The sequence below is a fragment of the Pseudomonas sp. 13B_3.2_Bac1 genome (assembly GCF_025466205.1).
Lineage (GTDB): Bacteria > Pseudomonadota > Gammaproteobacteria > Pseudomonadales > Pseudomonadaceae > Aquipseudomonas > Aquipseudomonas fluorescens_H.
This window is the reverse complement of the sequence record NZ_JANLOG010000069.1, coordinates 37,985-49,473: the sequence shown is the minus strand read 5'-3', so window position 1 is coordinate 49,473 and position 11,489 is coordinate 37,985. Positions and strand designations below refer to the sequence as shown.

Annotated in this window: 9 protein-coding genes and 1 tRNA gene; 2 read left to right on the top strand and 8 right to left on the bottom strand. The window is 62.0% G+C overall.

Translation table 11 applies throughout. The annotated features are described in order from the left end of the window. Positions 1-49 precede the first annotated feature (49 nt). From NTD85_RS10475 to gabD, 3 genes are all read right to left on the bottom strand, one after another. Positions 50-1,261 carry a response regulator gene (locus NTD85_RS10475; protein ID WP_262142090.1) on the bottom strand — a complete coding sequence of 404 codons (1,212 nt, stop codon included), beginning with the start codon at positions 1,259-1,261 and terminating at the stop codon, positions 50-52. Between the two features lie 140 nt (positions 1,262-1,401). Further along, positions 1,402-2,679 carry a 4-aminobutyrate--2-oxoglutarate transaminase gene (gabT, locus tag NTD85_RS10470; protein ID WP_003220503.1) on the bottom strand — a complete coding sequence of 426 codons (1,278 nt, stop codon included), beginning with the start codon at positions 2,677-2,679 and terminating at the stop codon, positions 1,402-1,404. Positions 2,680-2,864: 185 nt separating this feature from the next. Beyond that, positions 2,865-4,307, bottom strand: coding sequence for an NADP-dependent succinate-semialdehyde dehydrogenase (gene gabD / locus NTD85_RS10465; protein ID WP_003220501.1), 1,443 nt, complete (start codon positions 4,305-4,307; stop codon positions 2,865-2,867). A 445-nt stretch (positions 4,308-4,752) separates the two neighbouring features. On the opposite strand from gabD, the gene NTD85_RS10460 reads away from it, so the two are divergent. Beyond that, a tRNA-Arg gene (locus NTD85_RS10460) sits at positions 4,753-4,829 on the top strand. Between the two features lie 77 nt (positions 4,830-4,906). On the opposite strand, the gene NTD85_RS10455 is transcribed toward NTD85_RS10460, so the two are convergent. Together NTD85_RS10455 and NTD85_RS10450 are read right to left on the bottom strand one after the other, a co-directional pair. Continuing rightward, positions 4,907-5,137, bottom strand: a complete 231-nt coding sequence (locus NTD85_RS10455) for a hypothetical protein (RefSeq protein WP_262142089.1) — start codon at positions 5,135-5,137, stop codon at positions 4,907-4,909. A 207-nt stretch (positions 5,138-5,344) separates the two neighbouring features. Beyond that, positions 5,345-5,905 carry a YbhB/YbcL family Raf kinase inhibitor-like protein gene (locus NTD85_RS10450; protein WP_262142088.1) on the bottom strand — a complete coding sequence of 187 codons (561 nt, stop codon included), beginning with the start codon at positions 5,903-5,905 and terminating at the stop codon, positions 5,345-5,347. Positions 5,906-6,044: 139 nt separating this feature from the next. On the opposite strand from NTD85_RS10450, the gene NTD85_RS10445 reads away from it, so the two are divergent. Then, the gene (locus NTD85_RS10445) at positions 6,045-7,568 is read left to right on the top strand and encodes an FAD-dependent oxidoreductase (RefSeq protein WP_262142087.1); all 1,524 of its coding nucleotides are present in this window, start codon (positions 6,045-6,047) and stop codon (positions 7,566-7,568) included. A 31-nt stretch (positions 7,569-7,599) separates the two neighbouring features. Here the strand turns inward: NTD85_RS10445 and pgaD are convergent, their stop codons facing one another. The 3 genes from pgaD to pgaB are packed head-to-tail and all read right to left on the bottom strand — an operon-like array spanning position 7,600 to position 11,478. After that, positions 7,600-8,127 carry a poly-beta-1,6-N-acetyl-D-glucosamine biosynthesis protein PgaD gene (pgaD, locus tag NTD85_RS10440; RefSeq protein WP_003220491.1) on the bottom strand — a complete coding sequence of 176 codons (528 nt, stop codon included), beginning with the start codon at positions 8,125-8,127 and terminating at the stop codon, positions 7,600-7,602. Then, positions 8,124-9,479: a poly-beta-1,6-N-acetyl-D-glucosamine synthase gene (gene pgaC / locus NTD85_RS10435; RefSeq protein WP_262142086.1), complete on the bottom strand. Its 1,356-nt coding sequence runs from the start codon at positions 9,477-9,479 to the stop codon at positions 8,124-8,126. The genes pgaD and pgaC overlap by 4 nt, the downstream gene beginning before the upstream one ends. 1 nt (position 9,480) lies before the next feature. Beyond that, positions 9,481-11,478, bottom strand: a complete 1,998-nt coding sequence (pgaB, locus tag NTD85_RS10430; protein ID WP_262142085.1) for a poly-beta-1,6-N-acetyl-D-glucosamine N-deacetylase PgaB — start codon at positions 11,476-11,478, stop codon at positions 9,481-9,483. Positions 11,479-11,489 lie beyond the last annotated feature (11 nt).

Genomic DNA, 11,489 nt, shown 5'->3' with positions numbered 1-11,489 from the left:
CCCCCCCCCCCCCCCCCCCCCCCCCCACAGGGGGTTTATGCAAATCCGGTTACTTACGCATCCGCATCAATTCCGGCAGCCCGATCTTCAGCAACCGCGCCGTACGACTCTTCGCCAGTTCCTCAACCCCCTCATGCTCGGTCAGACGGGCCATTTGCGCTGCCATGTTCATCACCAGCGCCTCCCGGGAGTAAACCCCGCCACCGAGCTGATAGACCGACGCAATCAACTCCCGCAGCTCCAGCGGCAGGCGCCAGCGCGTGCGCAGCGCCGAACCGTAGGCCGCGCCGAATTCCGCCAGCGCGTCGCCGACTTCCTCCAGTTCATCCAGTGCGCCACCAGCCTGCTGCCACTCCTGCAAACAGCGCAGCAACGCCAGGTCGCCGAGACGATGCAACATACCGGCGCAGTAGCAGCGCTCCTGATCCAGATCGAGCAGGCGCGCCAGTGTGCGCGCGTATTCCGCAGTGTGCAGCGACAGCCCCCAGTAGCGCTCGGCGTAGTCCGCCAGGCACGGGTCACTGAGCTTGGCGCTGCGTTTGAGCGCCAGGCCGAGGATCAGGTTCATGCTCTGCCCGGTGCCGAGCCGATGCAGCGCCTGCCCGAGGGTCTGCACCGCGGCGCCATGATGCTGCGCCGCGCTGTTGGCGGCGGCGATCAGCACGGCGGTGATCTGCGGATCAGTGCGGATCTCTTCTTCCAGCAGCTTCAGGTCGAGGCCATTGGGATTGAGGCTGCGTTTGACCGCCACCTGCACATCGGTCATCAACGGCGCGCCATCGGCCTGCTCGCGGCGTCGCTCGAGGAACACCGACAAGGTCATGCCCGGCGCCAGCGTCGGCACTTCGCAGAACACCTCTTCACCCGCGTTCAGCAGCAAACCCTGCAGCCGCTCGGTCAGGCTTTCCATGTTCAACGGTTTGGTCAGGTAGGCCGTCGGGGCCAAGGGTATGGCTTCGCGCACGCTGGCGCTGTCGTTGCGACTGCTCATCAGAATGAACGGCAGCGGCGGATTGCGTTTGCGCTGGCGCACGCTGCGCAGCACGCTCAGACCGTCGATGCCCGGCAACTCCCAATCGACGATGGCCAGGTCATACGGCACTTCGCTAAGCAACGACAGCGCTTGCTGGCCGTCGGCACACAGATCCAGTCGCGCATCGCAGCGCACATTGAGCAGCACTTGTTTGAGCAGGTCACGAGACCATGGGTCAGCCTCGGCAATCAGCACCCGGGGTACGGCGGGTAAATCAACGGCAGTCATGCGCGCTCTCCCTTGCAATGCCTGAACCTTAGCCAATGCTGGCCTTTCGATACAGCGCAAAAGCGCCTGATGTGTTTCAAGGGGCGTAAAAAAACCCGCCGAAGCGGGTTTTTTGTCGAGCCGATCACACAGTGCCGGGCTTACAGCTCCGAGAAGCACTCTTCGATGATCGCCAGACCTTTGTCCAGTTGCTCATCCGGCGAGGTCAGCGGTACGAGTACGCGCAGCACGTTGCCGTAGGTGCCGCAGGACAGCAGGATCAGGCCCTTGTCACGCGCCTTGGCCACGACTGCCGCAACGGCGGTCGGGTTTGGCTTGTGGCTGTCGCCGTTTTCGAACAGCTCGACCGCAATCATCGCGCCCAGGGCACGCACTTCGCCGATCACCGGGTACTTCGCCTGAATGGCCTTCAGGCCAGTCACCAGACGCTCGCCGACAGCCTTGCAGCGGTCCAGCAGTTGTTCTTCTTCGAACACTTCCATCACGGCCAAGGCCGCAGCGCAAGCGATCGGGCTACCGGCGTAGGTGCCGCCGAGGCCGCCTGGAGCGATGGCGTCCATGTATTCGGCCTTGCCGCAGACACCGGCCAGCGGGAAGCCGCCAGCGATGGATTTGGCGAAGGTGGTCAGATCGGCAGCAACGCCCATCTGTTCCATGGCGAAGAAGGTGCCGGTACGGCCAGCGCCGGTCTGCACTTCGTCAGCGATCAACAAGATGCCGTGCTGGTCGCACAGGGCACGCAGACGCTTCATGAATTCTTTAGGCGCGACGTAGAAACCACCTTCACCCTGCACAGGCTCGATGATGATCGCGGCGATGTCTTTCGGCTCGGCGTCGTTCTTGAAGATGCGTTCGATGGACGCGATCGAATCGTCGATGCTCACACCGTGCAGTTCGTTCGGGTACAGCGCGCGGAAGATGCCGCCTGGCATCAGGCCCATGCCGGCCGAGTAAGGCACGACTTTACCGGTCAGGCCCAGGGTCATCATGGTGCGACCGTGGTAAGCGCCGGTGAAGGCGATCACACCGGCACGGCCAGTGGCGGCACGGGCGATTTTCACGGCGTTTTCCACGGCTTCGGAACCGGTGGTCACCAGCAGGGTTTTCTTGGCGAAATCACCTGGCACCTTGGCGTTGATCTTTTCGCACAGCTCAACGTACGGCTCGTAGGCCAGTACCTGGAAGCAGGTGTGGGTCAGTTTGTTCAGCTGTTCGGTCACGGCCGCGATGATTTTCGGGTGCACGTGGCCGGTGTTCAGCACAGCGATACCGCCGGCGAAGTCGATGAATTCACGACCTTCAACGTCAGTCACGGTAGCGTTCTTTGCCGATTCAGCGAAGATCGGGTGAATCTGGCCAACACCACGTGGAACAGCTGCGGTACGGCGGGCCATCAGTTCAGCGTTAGTCTTGCTCATTACAGTCCTCATTCACCGCTCATCGGGCGGCGTGGTTCAAGGATTAAGCGGGAGGAATCGGCGGTGGCAGCATGCGATGATCGACTGCCACGGCGTTCCCGGCCGCAGAGAAAATTCCGGTTTGAAACGACGCAAAGGGACAGCGCTCTCGTGCCCTTTGCGTTTGCAGCGATCCCTTTCCCGGCTTAGATGCCCAGGCAGAGGTATTTGATTTCCAGGTAATCCTCGATGCCGTACTTGGAGCCTTCACGGCCCAGGCCCGACGCCTTGATGCCGCCGAACGGCGCGACTTCGTTGGAGATCAACCCGGTGTTGACGCCGACCATGCCATATTCCAGGGCTTCAGCCACACGGAACACCCGGCCCAGGTCGCGAGCGTAGAAGTAGGAAGCCAGACCGAACTCGGTGTCGTTGGACATCGCGATCACTTCGGCCTCGTCTTTGAAGCGGAACAGCGGTGCCAGCGGGCCGAAGGTTTCTTCCTTGGCGACAGCGGCATCTTTCGGCACGTTGGTCAGGATGGTCGGCTCGAAGAAGTTGCCTTCCATCGGCTTGCCACCGGCCAGCACGGTGGCGCCTTTGGCCACGGCGTCAGCGATGTGCTCTTGCACCTTGGCCACGGCTTTCTCGTCGATCAGCGGGCCAGTGGTGGTGCCTTCTTCCAGACCGTTGCCGATCTTCAGCTTGGCCACCGCGACTTTCAGCTTCTCGGCGAACGCGTCGTAGACCGAATCCTGAATGTACAGACGGTTGGCGCAGACGCAGGTCTGGCCGTTGTTGCGGTACTTGGAGATGATCGCGCCTTCGACGGCCTTATCCAGGTCTGCGTCGTCGAACACGATGAACGGCGCGTTGCCGCCCAGTTCCAGCGAGACTTTCTTGATGTCCTTGGCGCATTCCGCCATCAGTTGACGACCGATTTCGGTCGAGCCGGTGAAGGACAGCTTGCGCACGATCGGGTTGCTGGTCAGCTCGCTGCCGATGTCGCCGGCGCTGCCGGAGACCACGCTGAACACGCCTTTAGGGATGCCGGCGCGCTGCGCCAGTTCGGCCAGGGCGAAAGCGGAGAATGGCGTTTGCGACGCCGGCTTGAGCACCATGGTGCAACCGGCGGCCAGCGCCGGACCGGCTTTACGGGTGATCATCGCCGCCGGGAAGTTCCACGGGGTGATCGCGGCGGTCACGCCGATCGGCTGCTTGATCACGATCAGGCGCTTGTCTGGCTGGTGGCCCGGGATCACGTCGCCGTAGATGCGCTTGGCTTCTTCGGCGAACCACTCGATGAACGAAGCGGCGTAAACGATTTCGCCCTTGGCTTCGGCCAGCGGCTTGCCCTGCTCGAGGGTCATCAGGCGCGCGAGGTCGTCCTGGTTCTCGATCATCAGTTCGAACCAGCGACGCAGCTTGCCTGCACGCTCCTTGGCGGTCAGTGCACGCCAGGCCGGCAGCGCTTTGTCAGCGGCTTCGATGGCACGGCGGGTTTCGGCGGCGCCCATTTTCGGCACGGTGCCGAGGATTTCGCCGGTGGCCGGGTTGTTGACCTTGATCGTCTGACCGTTGTCCGCATCGACCCAAGCGCCATCAATGAAGGCTTGCTGGCGGAACAACTGGGTATCTTTAAGCTGCATGTCGGCTTTCCTTAACAGCACCGCGGCCTGCGCGGAGCAAAATTATGATTGTAGAAAGGCGCCTCGCAAGGCTGCCGTCAGGGAAATCATGGACCGGGCTGAAACCTCTAAAAAGCGCACGGTTGCAAACACGTGCGGCTCAACACCCGATCAAAGAGCGTTTGAAATCTCAAACGGATCGTAGGAGCAAAGGGGTTAAAGGACAATAGGCCGTTCGAAAAAAAGAACAAAAACCCAGCGTTTGCTGGTTTTTTCAGATCAACGAGCAAAAACCCCCGGCCGCAGCCAAACCATAGATCAGCCGGGAAAAAGCGCCAAGCGAGGGTTTTGCAGGACGTTACAGCTTTAAGGAATGCAGCGCCCGCGCACCGACACGCGCACTGACAAAACCCGCCCAAACCCGGCATGGACGCCCCGAGCCGACCTAGGTATGATGTCGCCCGCTGCACCAGTAGCTCAGCTGGATAGAGTACTGCCCTCCGAAGGCAGGGGTCGTGGGTTCGAATCCCGCCTGGTGCGCCATGAATTGAAACGAGAAAGCCCCGGACTGTGATGGTCCGGGGCTTTTTTGTGGGCGCAACGCAGTCCTCTGGCGGCGGTCACTCCGTCGTCCAGTCAAACTCGTCGTAATCGTCGTCTTCCTGATCTTCCCCAACCTCCTCAAAAACCTCGTCCTCTTCCACGACGTCTTCTTCCGACTGGTTCAGCAGAAACTCCTTGCGAGCCTCGGTAATCGCTCGCCGCATCTCCTCGCCCTTCTGCGGGCAGTTGAGGAGTTGGGCGATGCGGTCGATTTTTGGTGCCACTTTGTTCTCCAGCGCTTCAGCCATGGCCCGATAGTGCGCGTTTTTGCCGGGCAATGCCAAATGGCTGGAGATTCATCCGCTCGCTAGCAGCGGATTTGTTCGCGGCACAGGCGTCGCGGTAAAGGCAGGCAACGAAACACGGGGCTGCCCGCCTCAGTGGATGAACGTGATCCTTCATCCACTGAGGCAGCCAGCCCTTTCAGATCGGGTTAAACGCCGCTGAAAATTTTTTCAGCGGTGATAACGCCGTACCACGCTGCTGTTACGCAGTACGTGGCCTTTGATTTTGTCCATCAGTTCGGCGCGGGTCAGGCCGGCGGGCAAGGCGTCCGGGGCCAGATCGAGGGCGTAGATCTGAATGATGTAGTGGTGGGCGCTGTCGCCGACCGGTGGGCACGGCCCGATGTAATGGGTGGTGCCTTTACTGTTGGTGCCGCCCACGCCTTCAAGACTGGATTTGGCGCCGACGCCGGCCGGGATCTGCCGGGTGGTGGCCTTGATGCCGTAGTGAATCCAGTGATCGACGCCCAGGCCTTTCTGGCCGTCCGGGTCGTGCATGACGATCGCGTAGCTCAGGGTACCGGCAGGGCCCGCATTCCAGGCCAGCGCTGGCGACTGGTTCTTGCCGCCACAGCCTGCCGCATCGCTCGCGGCAGCCGAGGTGAACAGGCGGTTGTCCGAGACACCGGGGATGTCGAGGGTAAAGCGCTCGGCCGCCTGCGCCGGAAACTGCACGCAAAGGGCGACGGCGACGGCCGCCAGCCAAGGGTTTAGAGAGGTCAATCGGGTCATTCCGGGAGCACCTTGTGCAGTTGGGCCTTCGTCGGCCTGCAAACTATAGCCGTACCGTTCGTGCCGTGGCAGTAGCAATTGGCTGAACCTCGCACTGCGCCGCAAACTCGTAAGAGAAATGCCTGCCAGGAGCACGAACATGAGCCTGCACCGTGTCGCCCGTTTCGCCGATGTCCCTGAAGACCGTGGCCTGCCGGTGCAGATCGGCGACTGCAAGCTGGTTTTGTTGCGTGTCGCCGGCCAATTACGTGCATTTCAGGGCGAATGCCCACACGCCGGCGCGCCATTGGCTGACGGAGCGCTGTGCCATGGTCGTCTGATCTGCCCGTGGCACAAAGCCGCGTTCCGCGCCGAGGACGGTGCACTGTGCGAACCGCCGGCGCTGGACAGCCTCAAGCGTTATCCGCTGGAAATGCGTGGTGATGAAGTCTGGGTGGATGATCAGCCGATATTCGATCCGCATGTTCCACCGGCCGATGATGCGCGCACCTTTGTGATCGTCGGTGCCGGAGCGGCAGGCACGGCGTGTGCGGCGGCGCTGCGGGAAAAGGGGTTTGGTGGCCGCGTCGTGATGATCGACCATGAACCCGAGGCCGGTTATGACCGTACGGTGCTGAGCAAATTCGTCCTCGCCGCAGAGATGCAAGTCAGCGAAACCCCGCCGCTGCGTGATGACGATTTTTACCGCGAACAACGCCTCGAACGGCTTCAGGACGAAGTCCGGTCAATCGATGTCGACGGCAAAATCCTGCACCTGCGCGAGGGCCAATCCCTGCGTTACGACGCGGCCGTGCTGGCCACCGGTGCTGTGCCCAATTCACTGGAGCTGCCCGGCGCCGATCTGCCGCAAGTCTTTGTCCTGCGCTCGAAGGCGCAAGCCGGGCAGATCATGAGCGCAGCCAAGGCGGAGCAACGCGCGGTAATCATCGGCGACAGCTTTATCGCCCTCGAATGTGCTTCGGCGTTGCGCCAGCACGGCCTCGAAGTGACCGTGCTGGCGCGGCACCAGGTACCGTTCGCCGCGCAGTTCGGCGAAGCCGTGGGCAAAGCGATCCGTGCACTTCACGAAAAAAACGGGGTGAAGTTCATCGCTGAGCATCAAGCGCGGGAAATCGTTGGCGAAGGCAAGGTGGAGGCAGTGCTGCTGGATAATGGCCTGCGGGTGAAGGCGGATCTGGTGCTGGCAGGGATCGGCGTGCATCCGGCCACCGAGGCCTTCGCCTCGTTGCCCAGGGAAAAGGATCAGTCATTGCGGGTCGATGCCGGCATGCGCGTCGCTGAAGGCCTGTGGGCGATTGGCGACATCGCGACCTTTCCCTTGAACGGCCAGCCACAACGCATCGAACACTGGCGCCTGGCCCAGCAACACGCGCGCATCGCCGCCGCCAACATGCTCGGCGCTGACGAACATTATCTGGACGTACCGTTTTTCTGGACCTGGCACTTCGGCAAGAACTACGACTACTTGGGCCACGCCGAACATTGGGATGAAGTGGAGTTCATCGGCGAGCCGGAACAGCCACCGTTCCTCGGCCTGTTCGGCAAAAACGGCGTCGTCGTGGCGGCCGTGGCGTGCGAGAAAGAGCGGGAGATGGCCATGCTCGCCGAACGCATGAAGCAACCGCTGGAAATGGAAGAAGCGTGGGAGCTGATTCGCGGGTGAATACAGCTCCTGCCGAGGTTGCGTGAGCCGTTCAGTGAGCCGTCGGCCCGCGATTGTCATCGTCTTCCGAGTGCAGGAAGATCACCCGTGGATGCTCCAGCGGCGCCAGCGGCGGTGGCAGTTCCGTGGCCTCGACTGGCCTGAAGTTCAGCACGACACGGCTGACATCGCCCTCCTGGTCGTTATGAATGGTGATCACCCCGGGGGTGCGCAGCTGCTGCAAGCGGTCATCGCAGATCTTGAAGCTCTTGCTCAGGCCTTCGTCATCGACAACCGGTGCCGGTAGTCGACGCTGCGCGAAGCTTCGGCTTTTGCGCTGCTGATAACGCGCCCAGCCAATCAGAATGACCGCATTGACCAGCGCCACCCACAGGTAAATCTCCAACGTACCCAGGGCCTCGAACGCCGAACTGTCGATCCGCGGTCCGCCGGCGTGCGTCTCGATCAATGGCCACAACCCGCGAATCAGCAGGTACAGCAGGCCAACCCAGGCCAGCACGGTGAGGATCACATCGACGACCACCAGAAATGGCCGCTGGCGGGTCCGGATGATTTTCATTTGATGACCTCCTCTTCGTCGTCTCCGGCCGGTTTGATACCCCGGTCAGGACTGACCCAACGCGCACGCTTCTGATGTTGGCCGAACAGCACTTTGGGAAAACTGACGAGCGTGGTCAGCAGGCTGATGAACCAGAACACCAGCGGATACCACACCACCCAGAACATGGTTCGGCCCAGCCCCGGTTCGTAGCGCCGGTCGATAATGATACTGACCGCGAACTGCACCAGACAGACGAACGCCAGCAACAGTCCGGTGAACGCCGGCGGCATCAGGTGGTGTACGGCGATGGCGTCGGGCATGACCACGAACTTGCCGATCGCCCAGAAAATCACCGACAGCAGGAAGGTGAACGCCCAACCGGTCGACAGGCAGTATTCGAACAGCAGTGGCCACAGATAACGATGGCGGTACTGCCAGATGCCGCGGATGTTCTTGAACAGCACTTCGGCACCACCCTGCGCCCAGCGCAGGCGCTGCTTCCACAGGCCGCGCAGGGTCTCCGGCATGAGGATCCAGCACAGCGCACGCGGTTCGTAGAAGATGCTCCAGTGATCGAGTTGCAGCTTCCAGCTGATGTCGATGTCTTCGGTGATCATGTCCGGGCTCCAGTAGCCGACCCGGTTCAACGCGGTACGGCGGAACGCGACGATCACGCCGGACACGGTGAAGATCCGCCCGAACACCCGTTGCGTGCGCTTGATCAGCCCGATGATCGATGAGAACTCGCCAACCTGCACTCGCCCGACCAGCGTCGACCGTGTGCGGATTCGCGGGTTGCCGGTCACCGCGCCCAACCGCGCGTTGTCGAGCATCGGCGCCACCAGATAAGCCGCGGTGTTCGGCGCCAGCAACGCGTCACCGTCGATGCACACCAGATATTCGCTGCGCGCAGCAATGGCGCCCATGCGCAAGGCCACAGCCTTGCCCTGGTTTTCCGCCAGATGCAGCACCCGCAGGCGTGGGTCTTCCTTGGCCAGCCGGTCGAGCACTTCGGCGGTGTTGTCCTTGGAGCCGTCGTTGATCGCAATGACTTCGATGTTCGGGTAATGCTGGGCCAGCGCCGCGTGAATGGTGTCGGCGGCGTTTTCACCTTCGTTGTAGCAAGGGATCAGGATCGAGATCAGCGGCTCGCCTTCCAGTGGCGGCGGCAGGGTGTCGTCCTTCCATGGCCAGTGGCGCTCCCAGTGCAGCCAGAAATACAGGCCGCCGGCAATCCACAGCCCGGACATGAACAACGGGTAGAAGAACACGAAGTCCATCAGGAACTGCCCGGTGACCAGGAAGATCAACCCCAGCGGCACGCCGAGGACGAGCGCCAGAACAAGCAGGGCTAACAGTCTATCCAGCATGTCATGGGTTCCATTTGTTGGAGAGCGCAGGCCTTACGGTTTTCAGGTCCGGCAGGTTGTCGAGGAAGTTGTCCGGGTAGTAACCGAAGCTGGTCGCACCCTGACGCTTGAGCCGGCCCATCCAGTCGGCCAGTTGCGCACCGTCGATGTCGGCCTGATCCTTTTTCGTCCAGTCGCGGGCCTGCAGTTCGAACACCGTGCGATCCAGTGCACCGGGGCGCTGCTTGATCTTTGCCACCAGTTCTTCGAGCCACGGGCCGGATTGCGCCTGGGTCTGTTTTTCCATCAACGGCATGGCCATCGGCGCCGTCCAGTCGTAGGTCACGAGGAAGTCGTCAAGGTTCTGCGCAAACCAGGCTTCGCTCTCAGGATTGAGCACTGGCTCGGCGAAGATGTTGCGTGCGGTCAGCACTTGCGGGCCACGGATAGCCCGGACTTTGGCGGTCAGCTCGTTGGTGAAGTCGATCAGGTATTGGCTCTTGAAGCGCGTCCAGCGCTGCATCGCCGCCGGATCGGCGCGCAGCGCGGCAATCGAACCCGGCAAACCGTGTGCTGCATAAGCTTTCAGCGCTTGCGGACTGGCATCTTCGAAGTCCGAGAGCACCGCGTCGTCGTGATAAAGAATGCCGTCGACCGAGGTCAGGCGCGCCACGTCTTCGTAGATTTCACCGATGATCCGCCGTACTTGCGGATCGAATGGCGACAGGCGTTGATACTGGCCCGGATCGACCGAAGTGGTGCCGGTCTTCGGATCCCAGCGCGTGACACGCGGCAGCTTCGCATCGAGGCCGAAACTCAGGACCGGCATCCACGCGAACACTTTCACGTGCGCCCGAGTGCGCAGTTGCCAGGCAACGCGGTCGAAGATGTCGGCACGTACCGGCAGGTGACGGTTGGGGAAGTACAGCGAGTGCACCAGCCCGTCGCCCTTCGGATCGGCGAAGGCCTGCAGGAACACGGTGTTCGCGCCCATGTCGGCCATGCGCTGGATCAGTTTGCCGAGGTTGATTTCCTGCTGCGCCGGATCCGGATCGTAGACGTTATCCAGATCGACATGCACCACGCGCATGGCGAAGTCCGATTGCACGCCGACGATGCTGTTGGCGAAATGCTCGCCGTCAGGATCGGAGGCCACCAGGAAGCGCGGGCTGCTCATCAGGTTGTCGAGGGCATCGAGACCGTCGTCCAGGGTCAGGGCCATCTCGTAGCCCTGCTCGCCGACCACGGTCAGCGAAGTGCCGTCCGCCGTGCCGTACGGCCAGACCCAGATGCGCGGCTTCTTGCCGGTGACTTTGCGGATCTTTTCCGAAATGGTCGCAACGTCATTGCGGATCCGGGCGCGGAAATCCTCTTCGGACTCATAGCGTTTGGTGACTGGATCGTAGCGGCGGGTTGCCGCCGCCGGCTGCATGTTGCCTTGCGGGTTGGCGAGGATGCCTTTGTGGCTGGCGTCGGTGTGCGCGGCGATTTCCACCAGCCCCGATTGCGAGATTTCCCGCACCTGATCCCAGGTCAGGAAGTCGGAGCGTGCGCGGGGTGCACCAGCAAAATCCACCGGTTGATTGAGCGGAGTGTCGATCCATACGCCGACCGGCGCCAGCAAGGCGTGCCAGTTGTAGGCGCGCAGCACCGGCAGCACGCGGGTATAGAAGCTTGAATAACCGTCGTCGAAACTGAGCAGAATCGCTTTGGCCGGCAGTTCCGGGCCGCCCTTGCGCGCCGCCATGATCTGATCGACGGTTACCGGCTTGTAGCCGTTCTCGCGCAGCCAGGCCAACTGTTCGATCATGCGCTCGGTGCGCACGGCTACCACTGCCTGATCGGGGTCGCGGTCTTCGATATCGTGATAGGCGATACCCAGCACGTGGTTTTTCGGCCACGGTTTTTCATTGGCCGCCACCGGACGTTGCGAGGGCGGCGCGAAAGCCGGGGCTTGCTGGGCACAGGCGCTGACCAGCAGCACTCCCAGCAGAAGGATGAAACGCGAAATCAAAGGCATCTTCAAACTCT